This is a genomic window from Daejeonella sp. (assembly GCF_030684675.1).
In the GTDB taxonomy this organism is placed as follows: Bacteria; Bacteroidota; Bacteroidia; order Sphingobacteriales; family Sphingobacteriaceae; genus Daejeonella.
On the sequence record NZ_JAUXXZ010000023.1, the window covers coordinates 109,708 to 128,274 of the forward strand.

The following is an 18,567-nucleotide window of genomic DNA, read 5'->3' on the forward strand; positions in this document are numbered from 1 at the left end:
GAGAAAATCATTCAATCTAAAATAGCCCCGCAGGATTTTATACCGAACTCAGGTTAATTAATACCTGAAAATCAGAACTCAGCATTCAGCAGATCCCTGATCGAAGGATAAGTATTCTGCCTGATCATCATAAAATCACCCGGAGCAAGCCATCGTACATCTGTGATTCCTTCTTCAAGCTGAGGGATCAATACCTTCTGATTAACAGCGCTCATCCGGTACCAGGAAGTTTTCTTTAATATCCGTTCTTTGTTCATTTCATAAATATGATAGGTGTTACAGATCTTATCTCCAAGGCTCTCGATACGAATACCACACTCCTCTTCCACCTCCCGTACCGCAGCTACTTTAGCAGTTTCTCCACTATCCAGCTTTCCCTTTGGCAAATCCCACTTACCATTTCTGAAAATAAACAAGTAGTGCTTTTCTTCATTACTCACAAGTCCACCTGCAGCCTTTATCATTTTCATTGACCGCTTAATTTTCTTGAAATGCGACTTAAAATTTTTGCTTAAAAGAAGAAATATTTTAGGGCTGTTAAGCTCTCTGACCTGTTCATAAAACCTGAAAAAATTAAACTCTGAAATTTTAAGTTCCTGATAGTCTTGAATATCTGAAGGTTGAGAATCTGTAATGATTAAAGCTACTTCGTTGATATAAATTTTATAAATTTGAGCCATGATTAATAAGAGTGAGATTGAACAAAAAGTAGCTGAATTTTTGCTACAAATTAAAGCAATTAAATTACAACCCAACAATCCATTTACATGGGCTTCGGGTTGGAAATCCCCTATTTACTGCGACAATCGCATCACTTTATCGCATCCATCTATCCGTACTTATATCCGGCAAAAACTTTCTTCCTTGATTCAGGAAGAATTCGGTTCTGTTTCTGTAATCGCCGGAGTGGCAACTGCCGGTATTCCGCAAGGGGTTCTTGTAGCACAGGAACTAGGGCTACCATTCATTTATGTGAGGGCAAAAGCCAAAGAGCATGGAAGAGGAAATCTGATTGAAGGTGAATTTTCACCCGGGCAAAGGGTTGTTGTTGTCGAAGACCTGATCTCGACCGGAACCAGCAGTTTACAGGCTGTCCATGCGCTTCGGGAAGCCGGTTGCGAAGTTGCAGGATTGGTTGGAATTTTCAACTATGGATTTGACGCTGCTGATGAAAATTTCAAAAAAGCAAAATGTCGTTTCTTAACACTTTCTAATTATAATACTTTAATCAATTACGCCGCAGAGCACAGTTTTGTATCAGCAGAAGATTTGAAATTATTAAGAACCTGGCGTGAAGACCCTCAAAACTGGGGTAATACCTTAGAAAGCTAAACCTGATCGTATGACGAACATTGAAAGTACAGTATCTATTGACAGGCTGCTTACTGAAGTATTCGACTTCCTTGCCGACCTGAACAATCATCAGCAGCTGATGCCTGAGAATATTTACAACTGGTCGTCTACAAAAGATGAAGCCCGATTCACCATACAAAATATGGCTAAACTGGCTTTAAAGGTTTCCTCCATTACAAAAGACAAAGAAATTATCGTCAAACCATCAGAAGCTGCACCGTTCGAGCTGGAATTAAAATGGACCCTCAATGATCTTGGGGATGGAAAAACAGAAGCCATATACACTATTTCTGCAGATCTGAATATGATGATGAAAATGATTGTTTCCGGTCCGCTTCAAAAACTGGTAGATCATGAAGCAGCTCAACTTAAAGCTGTTCTTTCAAAATAAACAAGTTTAATTTTTTCTGGTATGCTGTTTAGCAAAACAGATCCCTTTATCCTGCCTTTCTGATTGCATTTCACCAGGACAATGTATCAGGTTAAATTGCTAATTTACAGACATTTAGTCAGTATTATTTAAATTTTACTGACAAAATTTCAGTTTGTCCAAGAGTATCTCAAGATGGCAATCAATTTGAGAGTATATTGATACTATGAACCTAAACAACTTCACCATCAAAGCACAGGAAGCAATTCAGAAAGCTTCAGAAATAGCAGGCGGCAATCAGCAGCAGGCTATAGAAACTGCACACATACTGAAAGGATTATTAAGTGTTGATGAGAATGTGATCAGCTACCTTCTGAAAAAACTGAATGTCAATATTAACCGGATTTCTGAAGTTCTTGACGCTCAGATCCAAAGCTTTCCAAAAGTCAGTGGAAGTGAGATTTACCTTTCTTCAGGTGCCAATTCAGCGCTGCAAAAAGCAGTTTCTTATTTAAAAGAATTTAAAGATGAATTTGTTTCTGTAGAGCATGTCCTTTTGGGATTGCTTGAAACAGGCGACAAGGTTAGCTCAATTCTAAAGGATGCAGGTGTTAACCAAAAAGATCTTAAGAAAGTGATTCTGGAGCTTCGGGGTAATACAAGAGTGACCGACCAGAATGCAGAGGCAACTTATAATGCCTTGAATAAATATGCACGCAATCTGAATGAATATGCTGAATCGGGCAAGCTTGATCCGGTAATTGGACGTGATGAAGAGATCAGAAGGGTTATTCAAATCCTTTCACGACGCACAAAGAATAATCCGATACTGATTGGAGAGCCGGGTGTGGGTAAAACTGCCATTGCAGAAGGTATTGCTTTTAGAGTTATACAGGGAGATGTTCCAGAAAATCTGAAAACCAAGACAGTTTTCTCTTTAGATATGGGTGCCCTGATTGCCGGAGCAAAATATAAAGGTGAGTTTGAAGAACGTTTGAAAGCAGTAATCAAGGAAGTAACGCAGAGTGATGGGGAAATTATCCTTTTCATTGACGAAATCCATACACTGGTAGGTGCCGGAGGTGGAGAAGGTGCAATGGATGCTGCAAATATTCTTAAGCCGGCACTGGCGCGCGGAGAATTACGTGCGATCGGAGCAACTACCCTGAACGAATACCAGAAATACTTCGAGAAAGACAAAGCATTAGAGCGTCGCTTCCAAAAAGTAATGGTTGATGAACCAAATACTCAGGATGCAATCTCTATCCTGAGAGGCTTAAAGGAAAGATATGAGACTCACCATAAGGTAAGGATCAAAGACGAAGCTATTATTGCCGCGGTAGAATTATCGCAGCGCTATATTTCAGATCGCTTCCTGCCTGATAAGGCCATTGACCTTATGGACGAGGCTGCCTCAAAACTACGCTTAGAAATGGATTCGGTGCCGGAAGCAGTCGATGAACTGGATCGCAAGATCATGCAGTTGGAAATTGAACGTGAAGCCATTAAGAGAGAGAATGACGAGAAAAAAGTAAAAGAACTTTCTGAAGATATCGCTAACCTTTCAAGCGAACGCGATTCGCTCAAGGCACGCTGGAAGGCTGAAAAAGACCTTGTGGATGCGATCAATAATCAGGGAGAACAGATAGAAAGCTTTAAACTGGAAGCAGACCAGGCCGAACGTGCCGGAGATTACGGCAAGGTAGCTGAATTGAGATATGGTAAGATTAAGGAAGCCCAGGACAAGGTTGAGCAATTGAAGCAACAACTGGCCGAAACTCAGGTTGATAACCGGATGCTGAAAGAAGAGGTAACCTCAGAAGATATAGCTGGAGTTGTTTCTCGCTGGACAGGTGTACCAGTTACCAAAATGATTCAGAGTGAACGTGAAAAGCTGCTCCATATGGAAACTGAGCTACATAAACGTGTTGCAGGTCAGGATGAAGCTATTGAAGCTATTTCAGACGCTATTCGTCGCTCCCGTGCCGGATTACAGGATAAAAGGAAGCCAATTGGCTCGTTCATTTTCCTGGGAACCACAGGTGTAGGAAAAACCGAGCTTGCCAAAGCATTGGCAGATTATCTATTCAATGATGAGCATGCAATGATCCGGATTGATATGAGTGAATACCAGGAGCGCCATGCAGTTTCGAGACTGATTGGTGCGCCTCCGGGATATGTTGGATATGATGAAGGTGGTCAGCTAACCGAAGCGGTAAGAAGAAAACCTTATTCTGTGATTCTGCTTGATGAAATAGAAAAAGCGCATCCTGATGTATTTAATATTTTATTGCAGGTATTGGATGATGGAAGATTGACGGATAATAAAGGCCGTTTGGTTGATTTCAAAAACACAATCATCATTATGACCTCAAATATTGGATCTCACCTGATTCAGGATAATTTTAAAGATCTAAACGAAATAAACAGGGATGAAGTGATTGCCAAAACAAAGACTGAATTGTTTGAACTCTTAAAACAAACCATCAGACCTGAGTTTTTAAACCGGATCGATGAACTGATCATGTTTACCCCCCTTAACAGGAATGAACTCAGGGATATTGTAACGCTTCAGTTCAAAGGGGTACAAAGTACATTAGCTGAAATGGGCATTGAAATTGAAGCTTCTGAAGAAGCACTCGACTGGCTGGCACAATTGGGATACGACCCACAATTTGGAGCACGTCCATTGAAAAGAGTCATTCAGAAGAGAATATTGAATGAATTATCAAAAGATATCCTTTCGGGGAAGATAGATAAAGACAGCAGAATCAAACTGGATGTATTTGACAATCATTTTGTATTTCTGAATGCAGATAAAGCCTGAGCCTGAATTTTAATAGAAAAGCCGTGCAGATCTGAATCTGCACGGCTTTTTGTTAGGATGTAATATCCGCTTAGAATCAAGTAAAAGTTTATGCAAGTCTTACATTAACTGCGCTTAAGCCTTTTTTACCTTCTTCAACATCGAACTCTACTTTATCATTTTGTCTTATATCCTGTTTAAGTCCGCTTACGTGAACAAAAATTTCTTTGCCATCCTCTTGGGTAATAAATCCGAATCCTTTGGACTCGTTGAAAAATTTTACTGTACCGGTTTCCATTAATGAATAGTTTAGTTGTTTAATTTGTTAAGTGTTATTGCAAATTACTTATTTATTTGCAATAATAAATATATAAAAAACAAAATTAAATTCAGCTAATTTAATTTTTCATGTTCAGAATAAAAACACTCAAAAAATATCGGTCTTAATTCTCTTTTAAACACTTATTAACAATATCTACCAATATTTTCTCCTTTTCAAAGAATTCAGCCAATAATTTAAACTGGTTTCTTGTCCTATCGAGGTTTTGCTCCGGGTAAGAGATGGGATAATAAATACTTCCATTCAAATAATCACTTAAAAACCTAATTGCCTGCATATAAATCAGGTACTTTCCGGAAAATAAGATCAAATCCTTTTCAACTTCGGTCAAAATAGAGCCCATTTCGTGCAAATAACCTTGAATAATAGCCTCAAAATATTCAATACGTATAAATATCTTATCAGTATCCGGTTCATTCTCTGAAAAGGCACACAGGTAGGTCCGCATCATATCCCCAAGGTCCGAAATAAATTTTCCCGACATCAGTGTATCCAGATCGATAACACAGATACCCTTCATGGTATCCTTGTCGAACAGCATGTTACTGATTTTGGTATCATGATGCATCGCCCGGTTGGGAAAATCACGCGAATTTTTAAATGAATTAAAATAGTCGAGAATAAAGGAATAATGTTTGGCCTTCTGAATTTCAGGTTCAGCCTTTTGTTTTAATGATTCAGTAGTATTCTCGAGCGCTTCGGCAAATTGCCTGTAGCGCAATCCAAGATCATGAAAACCAGGAATAGTTTCCTTCAACTGAGAAGCATCAAAATCAGCGAGTAATCTGTTTAACCTCCCAAACTGCATGGCAGCTTCATAGGCCTGATCAGGATCGCTTAGGGTATCGAATGAAACCGAATTTTTAATGAAGTCAGTCAGCCTCCAGTAGATATCCCCGACGAATGCCATTTCGCTACCATCCCGGGTTGGAATAGCACCCACAAAAAGATAATCAGGATTATGTTTTTTAAGATAATCTGATACCAGCTTCACATTGGCGGCAATAAATTCTGGCTCCTTAAATACATTTCTGTTGATACTTTGCAATATGTATTGTTCTGAACTATTCTGAATGCTAACTAACCACGTAGAATTTATGTGACCAGTTCCAAAGGGCTTATAATTTACCTGATCAGGCTGAAATCCGTATTCATTAAGAACTTGTTCGATGAGTTGTTTATCCATTTTTGATTTAAAACGATATTTCTTTGTTAATATTCAGCAAATGGCTTATTTAAAACCAGCGACTTATACTTTGTGTAAAAGTAAATAAATGAAAAGACTGTCAGAGCTAGTCCGGCTACCGATAGCCCTATGACACTATTTGAAAAGAAGGTTACCCAATTAAGCTGAACCTTGAAGATCTCTTTACTAAGCATGACCCCGACACTTCCAACATAGCCGAAAGAATCAGCAAGATAGATCAGAAAACCTACGTTCCCGGTATGTTTAAAACTAGCTATCATACGTTCAAAAAACACGGAATTAAACGGAATATAGACCATATACAAGCCAAGTCCAACGAGAGTCATCCACCAAACCGGTGCCATCGCCCCGGTGATAAAAAGGAAGGAACATACTCCTGCCAATACAAAACCAAAACCGATGAAAATATGGGAAAGCATAAAGGCTTTAAAACTATCCTTAATCATCACCATACTTCCGATCAGCACCAGAATAATTATAGTTATTGGCGTTTCAGTCCTCGCAAAAAGATCTGGTTTATCAAAAAAACCCATTTCTTTCCACATTTCTGCACTGAAATTATCACGCATATCCCTGAAAATAGTTGCGAAGGTATAGATCAGAATACATGCTGCAAGTCCTGGAAAAAACATTCTTACAAACTTTTTCCGGTCGGCAGCTAACATCGGAACCCTGTTCATCCGGTAAGCAATATCTTCATCATCTGGTGCCGGAATTTTCTCAATGAGGTAAACAAACAGCAACAATGGAGCTGCAAAGACTAATCCGGTATAAAAAGGGACCCAAAATTCTGTAATATTAAAGGTCAGCATTAACCAGGTCCCAACAGTTTTGACAAAGCCGGAAGCAAAAATGAAGCTGACTGCTAGCGTAGCTCCAATAAAGTCAGTACTCCTTCTACCTTCAACATAGGAGAAAACAACTCCCCATAACATACCTAAAGGAAAGCCATTAATGAACAGAAAAAGAATATTGTATGGAGCAGGTACCAGGGCAAAAAACAACCAACTAAGCCAGGCAATAAGCGTCAGAATGAGAATAATCCTTCCACGGCCATGTCGTTTTAATTCAGATATATACTTAATTCCATAGAACTTTGCGAGCATATAACCTAACATCTGGGAGATCACCAGTACAGTTTTATAACTATAACCTGCAATTGTCATCCCATCGAAAGTAGCAACAGTAAAAGATTTCCGGAACCCAAAAACCATCGTGTAGGTCAGAAAAACAGTAATGGCTGCATACAAACCTATCTGGAGGGAATTACCCTTAATATGTGCGGGTTTAAATAAACTCATTCAATTTCTGGGCTATCAATTGGATTTCATTAAGGCAGGAAGGTAATAAAACCTTTGACAATGCAAAAATCAGATCATCGAATTTTCTGATAATGCAAATATTTTTCAGAATTCAGGTCACCCTTAAAATGATTAAAAATTTCCAATTCAGGATGAATTGTATAACTTCAATTTAGCATATATACCCCAAAACATGAAACTAAGATTCTTAAAGCTGTTATTTCTATTATTTCCTATTGTTTCTTCTGTGATTGCACAGGAAAAACCACTACAGATTATAATGATTGGAGCACATCCCGACGATTGTGACATCAAATCAGGCGGAACTGCTGCTCTTTTTGTAGCCATGGGTCATAAGGTTAAATTTCTATCGGTCACTAATGGGGATGCCGGTCATATGAAAGAAGGCGGTGGAATGCTCGCTCAGAGGCGATTGGAAGAAACAAAAGAAGTTTCAAGAAGATTAGGAGTTACTTATGAAGTATTGGATAATCATGATGGAGAATTGCTTCCTACTTTAGCCATTCGTATGGAAGTTATCAAAAGGATCAGAGAATGGAATGCAGATGTGGTTATTGCACCCAGATCAAATGACTATCATCCTGACCACCGTTATACCGGAATATTAGTACAGGATGCCGCATTTATGGTTGGAGTTCCCAATATTGCTCCTGACACCCCTCCCCTGAGCAAAAACCCGGTATTCCTTTATTTTCAGGATAATTTCAAGAAACCGAACCCCTTTCAACCGGATATTGCAGTAGATATTAGCAGCGTAATTGACAAAAAAGTATACAGTCTGGATGCCCATCAGTCGCAATTCTATGAGTGGCTTCCATGGATTGGAAACTATGAAGATCAGGTTCCAAAAGGAAAAGCAGAACGATTGGAATGGTTAAAGAAATTAAGGGGAAGCGGCATCAATCCGGCTGTTAAAAGCAGTCTTGAAAAATGGTATGGATCAGCAAAAGCAGGCGAGGTAAGCTATGCCGAATCATTTGAAATTTGTGAATATGGGAGCCGACCAAGCGACGAGGACATAAAAAGATTGTTTCCTATGTTAGGAAAATAGCTTAATACGGTATTACTCCGGTTTCGGACCACGCTTGTAAATAATCAATCCGTTAAGAAAATTCCGCAGAATCTGGTCGCCGCAAGGCTTAAAATTCTCATGCTCCTTATTTCGGAAAATCGCTCCTAATTCGGCTTTTGTAATTGAGAAATCTACCAATTTAAGTATGTCAACAATTTCCTGATCGTTTAGCTTTAGTGCTACCCGAAGCTTTTTCATAATGTCATTATTACTCATATCAATTATCTGGAAACTTCAATTTTGATTTTTTTATTCTTAATCTTTTCCATTTTCAGCAGTCTAACCACCACATCAATTTTATTGCGCTTTACAGCGGCATAGGATGAAAAGTCCTGAACCTCTATTAAACCCAGTTCATCCTTATCCAATTTACCCTTTTTCATTAAAAGGCCAACAATATCAATCTTATTAATTTTATCCTTTCTGCCTGCTCCAAGATACAATGTTGCCCAATCAGTATTCGCCGGAGTGACATCCTTTTCAGGTAAGTCCTCTACTTCTATTTCGTCTGAAAGAAAAGATGGACGTTCGGTCTCAGTAAGAATTACATAGGCCGTCCCGCTTGAATGCATCCTTGCAGTGCGCCCATTTCTATGCAGAAAGGCTTCTTCGTTATGAGGCAGTTGATAGTGTATCACATAATCAATTTCAGGAATATCAAGTCCTCTGGATGCCAGATCCGTAGTGATCAGCAAACGGTAACTGCCATTTCTGAATTTTAACAAGGCCTTTTCACGATCCTCCTGTTCCATCCCGCCATGAAAAACCCCATGATCCAGGCCCATATCCCAAAGCAAAGCACTAATCCTGTCGACCGCCTCCCTATGATTACAAAAAACCAAAGCTGAGCCATTCCTGATTTTGCATATCAGGGAAAATAAGGTCTCCAATTTATCAGCAGCTTCAGAAATCACTGATCTGACTTTTAGGTTAGGAAGGCTGTTAGTATCTTTCAAGAAATTAACCTCAAGAGGGTGCACAAGTCCGGTAAACAGTGGTATCCCCTCCATCTTTGTTGCAGAGGTCAATATTCTTCTTTTGACGTTCTTTAAACGGCTGATAATAAAACTCATATCATCTTCAAAACCGAATTCCAGTGCCTTATCAAATTCATCCAATACCAGTGTATGTATATCATCCGGACTAAAATTCTCATGCCGGATATGGTATGCTATCCGGCCGGGAGTACCAATCAAAACAGCCGGTGCCTGGGTCAGATTGTTCTTCTCCGTCCTGACCGGATGCCCGCCATAAAAACAATTGACCTTAAAGCCAGTCACCATAGCTTTAAAAACCTGTTCGATTTGCATAGCCAATTCTCTGGATGGAACAAGAATCATTGCCTGTACCCCCTGTTTTGAATCATCAAGGCGCTTTAACAAAGGAATCAAGAAAGCAATAGTTTTTCCGGAGCCTGTAGGCGATAAAATAATCGTATCCTTATTAGCTGCAGCATCTATAGCAACACGCTGCATCTCATTCAGGGATGCTATTTTTAAATTCTTTAATACCTTTTCAGTCATCTGGCTTTTCAAAACGCAAAGGTAATGCAAATATCCTCAATCGATTTAGTCATTTGGACTTAGTTCTTCAATATAAATTTCAAAGCCAATTCTGTGGATCAGCCTATTTTTCTCTATTTTCGTGAATAAATTTATCAAACACTCAAGCCTATCTATTTTCAAATGATGAACAAAAAATTAATCCCATTTTATGTACTTGTACTAAGTATTTTCCTCAGTTCCTGCCAATCAAATTCCAAAACACTCGCATCAGACTCTGCTGATAGTACTTCAGCAACTCAAAATGTTGAGGAAAGCAGCTCGGACGAGCCGGAAAAAGCAGAAACACAACAAAAAGGAGGTAAAAAGGCCAATGCAGCAGAGATTCTTGCCAGACCTCAGGTACCCATTCTTTGTTATCACCAGATAAGAAATTGGGTTTCAACCGACGGAAAAATGGGGAAAGATTATATTGTACCTATTGCAGAGTTCAAATCGCAGATGAAAATGCTTGCTGATAGCGGTTATCAGACTATTTTACCTGATCAGCTTTATAACTACCTGGTTTATGGTACCAAATTGCCTAAGAAGCCAATCATGTTGACTTTTGATGATACCAAACTGGATCAGTACACCAACGCACTCCCGGAATTGAAAAAATATGGTTTTAAAGGCGTGTTTTTCATCATGACTGTTTCTTTAGGTAAACCAAATTATATGAGCAAAGCACAGGTAAAAGAACTATCGGATGCCGGACATGTTATTGGTTCACATACTTATGACCACCAGAATGTAAAGAAATATCAGGGTGAAGATTGGATAACTCAGATTGAGAAGCCGACTAAAACGCTTAAAGAAATTACAGGTAAGGATGTGAACTATTTTGCTTATCCCTTCGGCTTGTGGAATAAGGAAGCCATTCCTGAATTAAAGAAAAGGGGATTCACCTCTGCATTCATTCTTGCAGAAAAAAGGGATGAAAATGATCCACTATTTACAATCAGAAGAATAATAGCTAGCGGATACTGGAATACCCGTACACTTCATAACAGCATTGTAAAAAGTTTTTAATTTTATATTTAAAATCAACCTAATCGATATATTTATAGATTATAAAAGATAAAAATCATGAAAAAACTATTTCTATTAACCCTGGTTACAGGACTATTTTTAAGTCTTGGTTCATCCGCTCAGCAGGATAAAAGTAAAAGACCAAGTCCGCCTGCAAAAGTTTCGAAAACTATTGCTTCAGGCGCTGAAATTTCAGTTGATTACAGTCGCCCCTCTTTAAAAGGAAGAGCTTTAACAGCTCTTGCTCCTGTTGGAAAAGTTTGGCGTACAGGAGCAAACGAGGCTACCGTGTTCGAAACAACTAAGGATGTAAAAATTGAAGGCAAAACCTTACCAGCTGGCAAATATGGTCTTTATACCATTCCGGGAGATGATGAATGGACTATAATTTTCAACAAGACCTGGAAGCAATGGGGAACTGTTTATAAAGACAGTGAAGACGCATTACGTGTGAATGTTAAGGCAGGAAAATCCTCAGAAAATACAGAAGTATTTACTTTTGATATTGCTGACAATGGAAACGTCTCCATGATGTGGGCTAACACTAAAGTAGTTTTTAGAGTTCGATAAAAAAGTTTCTTATATTACAAGGGCTTAAGTTGTTAAACTTAAGCCCTTTTTTGTGTTCATTTATTTAGCTTGAGATTATCCCTAAGCCCCTTATGAAGATTCTTTACTCGTTTACCTTTTTGTGTTTAGTATCACTCACTCTCCTATCTTCCTGTAAATCAGACAATAAAACAAACTCAAAGAAGAGAAGTACCGATTATCTTCAAAATGATTTCAAACCGGATGAATTTTATCCGGCCGGACAGGTTGAATTGCAAATGAAATCAGATGGCTCAACCATGTATGGTTTTGCTTACACAGCCGACGGAAAGGGTCCTCATCCAACGGTGGTTTTGCTGCATGGATTACCAGGTAATGAACGAAGTCACGATCTTGCTCAGAACTTAAGGCGTGCGGGTTATAATACCATCTATTTTAATTACAGTGGAGCATGGGGCAGCAAGGGCACATTCGGATTTCAGAATGCAATTGACGATGCGAGCGCAGTAGTAGATTTTCTTACCGATAGCGTGAACACAGAAACTTTAAGGGTCGATACCTCAAAAATAGCATTTGCAGGCCATAGTATGGGAGCCGGAATAGCGCTGCTTGCTGGATTAAAAGATCCAAGGGTTAAGTCAATTGTTGGAGTTTCGGTGTTTAATCCTTATACCCTTTTACAAGGAGAAGGTGCGGCAGGTAATCTCATCGGACTCAAAGAATACCTCTTAACCCTGGGTATGCTTAACTGTGAACCCAATAAATTTTTAGATGATATCCTGGCCAAACTTGATTCTTATGATATTGAGACTCAGGTTTCCAAATCTAACAAAGCAATATTGGTTCTGGATGAACACCAGAACAATACCTATTTCTCAAAATTTAATCCGAGGAAAAATTTTGACTACAAGATCTGGAACACAGACCATGCCTTTACCAACAAACGTATTGCACTGGCTAAAGAAATTGTTAACTGGTTTGATGAAACGATGATAGATAAACCAAAAGCTAAGTAGAACCTGTTTATTGGATATCTTCTATTTTAAAAGTCTTACCATTAAAGTCAAACTCATGCCCTATCTTCTGCCGCATTAATTTTGTCCCAATTGGCGAAGCTGCAGAAATTGCGAAATAGTTGACTCCCTCAACATGCATCTGTCCGCGGCTGATTGCAATATAAAATTTACCAAAATTTGTAATAACCAGGCTTCCTGTTTGAACAATATCATAATGCTTTTGATGTTCAATCTGCTCGAGGCTTAACTTTTGCATTTTAGCTTCTTCAAGTTGCTTCCGGTTTCTGTCGATTTCCTGTTGCATCATCTCCCTCCCTGTTTCATACTTATCGCCGGCACTGCTCTTTGTATCATCATTGGATGATTCGATTGCAGCATTAATAGCCTGCTGAGCAGTATCAATACAATCCTGAACATACTTCAGGCACTCTTTGTACAGTTCTTCTTTTATCCCAATCATTTGTGCAAAGAAGCATAATTTTTCAGGATTAGCGAAGATGTTAACGCTAAATTGGGCTGATATTTATGAACAATTGATAGCAATTAAACAGAATGGAATCAGGATTTCAATTTCTTCAAAATCCGTTTCCCACGACTTTGAACCGCAGCCGAACCATTCTTTAGCAAGAATTGAACCTGAGAACGGAGTTCGTCAGTGATCCAGGCCTGCTTTTTACCAAACTGAAGTAAAATATCCATACAATTAACTTTCACAGCGACTGGTGTTCGCGGATCAATCAGCCAATCAAAAGTAATCTCTATGACCTGCTCCTGATATTCAGTTATCAGAGAATGAGTTTCTGTTACTGATGTAGAATCAGTCAGATACATCATGATCTTGGTATAATGTCGTTGACAACTGCGGTTCTTCTGAATGAGATAACTTGTAATAAAATCAGGGAGGTATGGTACAAGATCAGCCCATCTGAAATAAAGAAACTGTTCAAGTACCCAGGATGCCCTGAAGGCGATTTCATTCTGAGGATATAAACTTAAACTAATCAGATCAGCAGGCATACAGGCTTGGTCAAGGGCAATCTTAACAGCATCCGCTTTGCTCAGGGTTTTAGAAAGTCTGTTGAATAATTTATCCCTGTCCATGCACAAAAAAATAAGAATTAGTCATTCGTCTGATACAAACATTCGCTCATGATTAAAATACACCATTAAATCCGTACCTTTGCAGTTTATTTTAAATACATGATTACAGTATCTAATCTTTCACTTCGTTACGGAAAACGAACTCTTTTTGAAGAAGTAAATTTAAAGTTTACTCCCGGGAATTGTTATGGTATAATAGGTGCCAATGGTGCCGGCAAATCAACTTTCCTCAAGATTCTTTCTAAGGAGATCGACCCAAGCAGCGGCTCAGTTTCCTTCACCCCGGGTGAAAGAATGGCTGTTCTAACCCAGAATCACTACGCTTTTGATGAGTTTCCAGTCATTGAGACAGTTATGATGGGTCATAAAGAGCTGTACAGTATCATGAAAGAGAAGGATTCATTGTATGCCAAAGAAGATTTTTCAGAAGCAGATGGTGAACGGGCAGGTGAACTTGAAAATATCTTTGCGGAGATGGATGGATGGAATGCAGAGAATAATGCTGCAACCATGTTGAGCAATTTGGGTATCAAAGAAGAATTCCATTATAATCTATTGAAAGACCTCGATGGCAACCAGAAGGTGCGGGTGCTTCTTGCCCAGGCATTGTTTGGAAAACCTGACATTCTCTTACTGGATGAGCCTACGAACGACCTTGACATACAAACCATTGCCTGGCTTGAAGATTTCCTGGCATCCTATGAAGGAATTATCCTCGTTGTATCTCACGACAGACACTTTTTAGATACAGTTTGTACTCATGTTGTCGACATTGATTTCAGTAAAATGAATACCTATACCGGTAATTATTCGTTCTGGTATGAATCTAGTCAGTTAGCATTAAAACAACGCTCTGATCAGAATAAAAAAACTGAGGAAAGAGTAAAAGAACTTCAGGAGTTTATCCGTCGTTTCAGTGCCAATGCCTCGAAATCCAAGCAGGCAACCAGTCGCAAGAAAGCGCTGGATAAAATCAATATCGATGAGATCAAACCATCAAATCGTAAATACCCTGCAATTCTGTTCAATCATCAGGGACGTGAAGCAGGTGATCAGATCCTTCAGATTGAAAATCTAAAAAAGGAATTGAATGGCGAAGTGCTGTTCTCAGGCATCAACCTGATGGTAAATAAAGGTGATAAAATCGCGGTACTATCTGAGAATAGCTTAGCAACTACTGCATTTTATGATGTTTTAACAGGAAGGGATAAAGATTACAAGGGTTCATTTAAATGGGGAGTGACTATTAATATTGCTGATATTCCGAATGATAACTCAGCATACTTTAAGGGTAAGGATACAAACCTGGTCGACTGGCTGCGTGAATATTCTGAAGCCGACAAGGATGAACAATTTATCAGAGGTTTCTTAGGCCGAATGCTGTTTTCGGGTGAAGAAGTTTTAAAACAATCTTCTGTTCTTTCGGGTGGAGAGAAAATGCGCTGTATGTTTTCGAGAATGATGCTTCAACAGGCTAATCTTTTGTTATTCGATGAGCCAACAAATCACCTGGATCTGGAATCAATTACTGCTCTGAACAATGGAATGAAGGACTTTAAAGGGGTAATCTTATTCACTTCACGAGATCATGAGCTGACAGAAACTGTTGCGAACCGCATCATTGAGTTAACACCGGGAGGAATCATTGATAAATTAATGACTTATGATGAATACATTAACAGTGATGTTGTTAAACAACAACGTGAAGAGCTGTATTCTTTGGTCTAGCTTTAAAAATCACATAAAAAAGCTGGCGAATTAGTATTCACCGGCTTTTTTAATTTAATACAATCTGGCTCGCTTCCTTAATTCAGCGATAGGCATTGTAAGCATTCGCCCTACAGGTTCTTTACCCTTGTAAGTAATTACTTTCAACTGTTTGGCGTCAATAGGTGCGGTCAATGTAGTCATGTATTTTGGGTAAAATCTGTCAGGGAATGAATTATCAAATGAATAATAGATATCCAGTCCTTCAACTTCAGTACTCAAGTCAATTGTCAATCTATTATCTGCAGTTTTACCAGCCTTGAATATAGGATCATAGACTGCAGGAGAATATTTGGTTTCGGAGATAGCAAGGCGGCCAAAATGCTTCTCAACCCTGCTAAAGAAATCAGGCCAGTTTTTCTGCTGATTTGGTGACCATACTGATTCTGCAATTGCAAAGCCTCTTGGCCAGGTCATATATTCTGCCTGCCGGATATTGTAAACCTGCTCGGTCCATAAATTAGCCTGTCCACCTTTAATAAATTGCGGATCAACTCCCGTAGGAACAGGCTCGAATTCATAGGATTTACTCAGGCGTAATGAAGCATAAACCCTGGGTTCAGATATTTCATCAGACTGCATATAATCAAGATAAGCGTAGGTTGTAGGACTCATGACCACCTGATGTTGATTCTGTGCTGCTTCTATTCCATATTTCATCCCACGCCAGCTCATCACTGCAGTAGACGGACTTACACCTCCTTCCAAAACCTCATCCCATGCCATCATTTTCTTACCTTTCGATTCCACAATCTGTTCAACCCTTTTCGTAAAATACCCCTGAACCTGTTTAATATCTTTAATGCCTTCACGAGCCATCAGAGCCTTGATCTGCTCATTCTTTTGCCAGAAGTTTATTGGCGCTTCATCACCTCCAAGGTGTATATACTCAAAGGGAAATAGTTCTGCTAATTGTGTAATCACAGTATCCATAAAACTGTAAACCAATTCATTGGCAGGGCAAAGCGTATTATCTAATAAAGCTATTGGCGGCGCTCCCCTCGACCAGTCCATGATCTTCTCGCCAGATCTTACTTTATATTTTATCGCTTCCGGTGTACATGATAATTCAGGATATGAGGCAATAGCTGCAAGGCTATGACCCGGAACGTCAACTTCAGGCAGTATATTTATGAAACGATCTTTGGCAAACTGCACCAGCTCCCGGATATCATCCTGTGTATAAAAACCACCGTAATCGCGGGGTTCATCTGCTTTTGGTGGGATAAAATCACCAAACTCCCCTACCCGCTTTACATTCCATGCTCCGATTTCTGTAAGCTTTGGAAAACCCTTGATTTCTATTCTCCATCCTTCATCATCTGTTAGGTGAAGATGAAGCACATTATACTTATATCGAGGCATTGCCAAAATGTATTGTTTAACTTCATCCTTTGTAAAAAAATGTCTGGCAACATCAAACATTAAACCCCGCCATCCAAGCTTTGGATAATCAGTAATTTCAACCGAAGGAATCACCCAATGGACATTCTTTACAAGAGTTTTGCTTTCTATTTCTTTTGGCAAGAGCTGCAGCAAAGTTTGTACCCCATAAAATAATCCAGCAGGTTGATTTGCTCTGATAGTTACATGTGAAGAACTTACAGATAGATAATAACCTTCAGATCCTAATTTATTATCGGCAACCGAATTAATTAATAATTTAACAGAAGCATTTTCAGGACTTCCTGAAGTGGATATATGAAAACCAGTGGGTAAGGTCAGCCGCTCCTTTAAGAATTTGATGGTTTGCGCCAATTCAGGAGCAGGACTTGAATAGATAACTACATTCCTGGGTAAATTAAAATGACCTGTACCCCTATGCATTTCGACCGGCTTAGGAATTATCGAAATTTCCGGATTAAAAGCCTGGCTGAATGTCTTAACAGAAATGAAAAAACAAAATAAAAATTGAATAGTAAACTTCATTAGATTATACTTTTTTAATTGAATAAGCATTTGAAAACCTTATTCATATGTTAAAGAACCAATTATTTCTGATTAAATTATCCGGAAGGCAATTTATGTAAATAATAATGAACCCTATAAAATGATTCGAAATCCGAATCTATTTTACAGAAAACAGGCCGCCTATCAAAATAAAAAAGACCGCATCCCTGTTAGGATACGGTCTTCAAAAGCAAGTGTAAAAGAGAATTTTATCGGATGGTTACAGCCCTTACAAATTGTCCGTTAGCATCAAAATGAATTGCATATTTGGTTAGGTTAGCATCAATCAAAACCAGATATCCTTTCAATGCTCCATTTATTTTCAGCTCGAAAGCTTTTTTGAATACATAATTAGGATAGGTAGTGCTTAGGTATGATGTTGTATTTGAAGGCAATGCTGTAGCCTCTATTGATCTTCCCTTTGCATGTGCTGCAGGCAATTGAATGCGTTTTATAAATGCATTTGCTGTTGAAAATGAGGTAGCATAAAAATCAACGTTTTTACTGATCAAAACTATACTTTGATCTTTATTTACAAATGCATGAACAAGGGTATCAGTAGGGTAAGTTGAAGACATATAGGTCTTAACTGCTGTTGGGATAGCACTAATGGCAAGGGTATCACGTTGCTTACCATCCCTGTTATCAAAACAACCACCTGCATGCCAGCCACCTCTGCCTTTCATGTTTCGTCCTTCTCGTATTTCAAGCACTTTTACAAAGTTCCCACTGGCATCAAATTTTATTGCTACAGGCTTATCATTAAATTGAACAAGGACTACATAACTTTCTAAGGCAGATGTTGATTGATTTGCAATTTGGTAAGCCTTCAGAAAGGTATTACCTGCATAATTTGCACTTAAATAAGTTGTAACTGATGCCGGAAGTGAGCTTTGCTCAACCGGAGTTTTTTTATTTCCTTTTTTACATGCCTCCATCGCATATAAGGAATCAGTTGTGCTTCCCGAACCTTTGATTGCAGTGGTACTGCTGATGGTAATAGCTTCGAGTTTTGCAAACTGAAGTTCTTCATCAAGTGAAAGGGCATTATTTTTTTTGCATGAGCTAAGGCTCAAAATAGCCATACTAACTACCAGCATGGCACTTTTAATGTGTGTGTATCTTTTCATATCTGTGTTTT

General features: G+C 38.8%; 18 protein-coding genes. 8 read left to right on the plus strand and 10 right to left on the minus strand.

All coding sequences use genetic code 11. The features are described from left to right. Positions 1-71: 71 nt before the first annotated feature. Complete coding sequence (locus Q8M41_RS04025; RefSeq protein WP_305363960.1) at positions 72-680, minus strand: NUDIX hydrolase; 609 nt, start codon at positions 678-680, stop codon at positions 72-74. Between Q8M41_RS04025 and pyrE the strand changes: the two genes are divergently transcribed. The 3 genes from pyrE to clpB all read left to right on the plus strand — a co-directional run bounded on the left by pyrE (position 679) and on the right by clpB (position 4,550). Continuing rightward, positions 679-1,332, plus strand: coding sequence for an orotate phosphoribosyltransferase (gene pyrE / locus Q8M41_RS04030; RefSeq protein WP_305363961.1), 654 nt, complete (start codon positions 679-681; stop codon positions 1,330-1,332). The two genes, Q8M41_RS04025 and pyrE, sit on opposite strands and share 2 nt — an antisense overlap. 10 nt (positions 1,333-1,342) lie before the next feature. Then, positions 1,343-1,744, plus strand: coding sequence for an SRPBCC family protein (locus Q8M41_RS04035; RefSeq protein WP_305363962.1), 402 nt, complete (start codon positions 1,343-1,345; stop codon positions 1,742-1,744). A 205-nt stretch (positions 1,745-1,949) separates the two neighbouring features. Then, a complete protein-coding gene (gene clpB, locus Q8M41_RS04040) occupies positions 1,950-4,550 on the plus strand; it encodes an ATP-dependent chaperone ClpB (protein ID WP_305363963.1) in 2,601 nt (866 codons plus the stop codon). Between the two features lie 88 nt (positions 4,551-4,638). Here the strand turns inward: clpB and Q8M41_RS04045 are convergent, their stop codons facing one another. From Q8M41_RS04045 to Q8M41_RS04055, 3 genes are all read right to left on the minus strand, one after another. Then, positions 4,639-4,827: a cold-shock protein gene (locus Q8M41_RS04045; protein ID WP_305363964.1), complete on the minus strand. Its 189-nt coding sequence runs from the start codon at positions 4,825-4,827 to the stop codon at positions 4,639-4,641. A 145-nt stretch (positions 4,828-4,972) separates the two neighbouring features. Then, positions 4,973-6,055 (minus strand): phosphotransferase enzyme family protein, encoded by a 1,083-nt coding sequence (locus tag Q8M41_RS04050; RefSeq protein ID WP_305363965.1) that lies wholly within the window; start codon positions 6,053-6,055, stop codon positions 4,973-4,975. A gap of 26 nt (positions 6,056-6,081) precedes the next feature. Then, positions 6,082-7,377: a DUF5690 family protein gene (locus tag Q8M41_RS04055; protein ID WP_305363966.1), complete on the minus strand. Its 1,296-nt coding sequence runs from the start codon at positions 7,375-7,377 to the stop codon at positions 6,082-6,084. Positions 7,378-7,570: 193 nt separating this feature from the next. On the opposite strand from Q8M41_RS04055, the gene Q8M41_RS04060 reads away from it, so the two are divergent. Then, positions 7,571-8,449 carry a PIG-L deacetylase family protein gene (locus tag Q8M41_RS04060; protein WP_305363967.1) on the plus strand — a complete coding sequence of 293 codons (879 nt, stop codon included), beginning with the start codon at positions 7,571-7,573 and terminating at the stop codon, positions 8,447-8,449. Between the two features lie 12 nt (positions 8,450-8,461). Here the strand turns inward: Q8M41_RS04060 and Q8M41_RS04065 are convergent, their stop codons facing one another. Together Q8M41_RS04065 and Q8M41_RS04070 are read right to left on the minus strand one after the other, a co-directional pair. Next, positions 8,462-8,668 (minus strand): DUF1456 family protein, encoded by a 207-nt coding sequence (locus Q8M41_RS04065; RefSeq protein ID WP_305363968.1) that lies wholly within the window; start codon positions 8,666-8,668, stop codon positions 8,462-8,464. Between the two features lie 23 nt (positions 8,669-8,691). Continuing rightward, entirely contained in the window at positions 8,692-9,993 is a 1,302-nt protein-coding gene (locus tag Q8M41_RS04070) for a DEAD/DEAH box helicase (protein ID WP_305363969.1), read from the minus strand. 165 nt (positions 9,994-10,158) lie between these two features. On the opposite strand from Q8M41_RS04070, the gene Q8M41_RS04075 reads away from it, so the two are divergent. From Q8M41_RS04075 to Q8M41_RS04085, 3 genes are all read left to right on the plus strand, one after another. Next, the gene (locus tag Q8M41_RS04075; RefSeq protein ID WP_305364008.1) at positions 10,159-11,043 is read left to right on the plus strand and encodes a polysaccharide deacetylase family protein; all 885 of its coding nucleotides are present in this window, start codon (positions 10,159-10,161) and stop codon (positions 11,041-11,043) included. 57 nt (positions 11,044-11,100) lie between these two features. Further along, on the plus strand, positions 11,101-11,613 hold the full coding sequence (locus Q8M41_RS04080) for a DUF2911 domain-containing protein (RefSeq protein WP_305363970.1): 513 nt from the start codon (positions 11,101-11,103) through the stop codon (positions 11,611-11,613). Positions 11,614-11,705: 92 nt separating this feature from the next. Then, a complete protein-coding gene (locus Q8M41_RS04085) occupies positions 11,706-12,608 on the plus strand; it encodes a S9 family peptidase (protein WP_305363971.1) in 903 nt (300 codons plus the stop codon). Between the two features lie 7 nt (positions 12,609-12,615). Here the strand turns inward: Q8M41_RS04085 and Q8M41_RS04090 are convergent, their stop codons facing one another. Both Q8M41_RS04090 and Q8M41_RS04095 read right to left on the minus strand, forming a co-directional pair. Further along, positions 12,616-13,068 (minus strand): 3-oxoacyl-ACP synthase, encoded by a 453-nt coding sequence (locus Q8M41_RS04090; RefSeq protein WP_305363972.1) that lies wholly within the window; start codon positions 13,066-13,068, stop codon positions 12,616-12,618. 98 nt (positions 13,069-13,166) lie between these two features. Further along, entirely contained in the window at positions 13,167-13,709 is a 543-nt protein-coding gene (locus tag Q8M41_RS04095) for a hypothetical protein (protein WP_305363973.1), read from the minus strand. A 99-nt stretch (positions 13,710-13,808) separates the two neighbouring features. On the opposite strand from Q8M41_RS04095, the gene Q8M41_RS04100 reads away from it, so the two are divergent. Beyond that, complete coding sequence (locus tag Q8M41_RS04100; protein ID WP_305363974.1) at positions 13,809-15,437, plus strand: ABC-F family ATP-binding cassette domain-containing protein; 1,629 nt, start codon at positions 13,809-13,811, stop codon at positions 15,435-15,437. A 54-nt stretch (positions 15,438-15,491) separates the two neighbouring features. Here the strand turns inward: Q8M41_RS04100 and Q8M41_RS04105 are convergent, their stop codons facing one another. Together Q8M41_RS04105 and Q8M41_RS04110 are read right to left on the minus strand one after the other, a co-directional pair. Continuing rightward, positions 15,492-17,435, minus strand: a complete 1,944-nt coding sequence (locus tag Q8M41_RS04105; RefSeq protein WP_370870436.1) for a beta-N-acetylhexosaminidase — start codon at positions 17,433-17,435, stop codon at positions 15,492-15,494. 200 nt (positions 17,436-17,635) lie between these two features. After that, on the minus strand, positions 17,636-18,556 hold the full coding sequence (locus Q8M41_RS04110) for a PepSY-like domain-containing protein (protein WP_305363976.1): 921 nt from the start codon (positions 18,554-18,556) through the stop codon (positions 17,636-17,638). Positions 18,557-18,567 lie beyond the last annotated feature (11 nt).

Coding starts and splice junctions, on each gene's coding strand:
- pyrE (WP_305363961.1), top strand. CDS start 679: ATGATTAATAAGAGTGAGATTGAACAAAAAGTAGCTGAATTTTTGCTA.
- Q8M41_RS04060 (WP_305363967.1), top strand. CDS start 7,571: ATGAAACTAAGATTCTTAAAGCTGTTATTTCTATTATTTCCTATTGTT.
- Q8M41_RS04065 (WP_305363968.1), bottom strand. CDS start 8,668: ATGAAAAAGCTTCGGGTAGCACTAAAGCTAAACGATCAGGAAATTGTT.
- Q8M41_RS04090 (WP_305363972.1), bottom strand. CDS start 13,068: ATGATTGGGATAAAAGAAGAACTGTACAAAGAGTGCCTGAAGTATGTT.
- Q8M41_RS04070 (WP_305363969.1), bottom strand. CDS start 9,993: ATGACTGAAAAGGTATTAAAGAATTTAAAAATAGCATCCCTGAATGAG.
- Q8M41_RS04025 (WP_305363960.1), bottom strand. CDS start 680: ATGGCTCAAATTTATAAAATTTATATCAACGAAGTAGCTTTAATCATT.
- Q8M41_RS04075 (WP_305364008.1), top strand. CDS start 10,159: ATGAACAAAAAATTAATCCCATTTTATGTACTTGTACTAAGTATTTTC.
- Q8M41_RS04035 (WP_305363962.1), top strand. CDS start 1,343: ATGACGAACATTGAAAGTACAGTATCTATTGACAGGCTGCTTACTGAA.
- Q8M41_RS04045 (WP_305363964.1), bottom strand. CDS start 4,827: ATGGAAACCGGTACAGTAAAATTTTTCAACGAGTCCAAAGGATTCGGA.
- Q8M41_RS04100 (WP_305363974.1), top strand. CDS start 13,809: ATGATTACAGTATCTAATCTTTCACTTCGTTACGGAAAACGAACTCTT.
- Q8M41_RS04055 (WP_305363966.1), bottom strand. CDS start 7,377: ATGAGTTTATTTAAACCCGCACATATTAAGGGTAATTCCCTCCAGATA.
- Q8M41_RS04110 (WP_305363976.1), bottom strand. CDS start 18,556: ATGAAAAGATACACACACATTAAAAGTGCCATGCTGGTAGTTAGTATG.
- Q8M41_RS04050 (WP_305363965.1), bottom strand. CDS start 6,055: ATGGATAAACAACTCATCGAACAAGTTCTTAATGAATACGGATTTCAG.
- Q8M41_RS04105 (WP_370870436.1), bottom strand. CDS start 17,435: ATGCTTATTCAATTAAAAAAGTATAATCTAATGAAGTTTACTATTCAA.
- Q8M41_RS04095 (WP_305363973.1), bottom strand. CDS start 13,709: ATGGACAGGGATAAATTATTCAACAGACTTTCTAAAACCCTGAGCAAA.
- Q8M41_RS04080 (WP_305363970.1), top strand. CDS start 11,101: ATGAAAAAACTATTTCTATTAACCCTGGTTACAGGACTATTTTTAAGT.
- clpB (WP_305363963.1), top strand. CDS start 1,950: ATGAACCTAAACAACTTCACCATCAAAGCACAGGAAGCAATTCAGAAA.
- Q8M41_RS04085 (WP_305363971.1), top strand. CDS start 11,706: ATGAAGATTCTTTACTCGTTTACCTTTTTGTGTTTAGTATCACTCACT.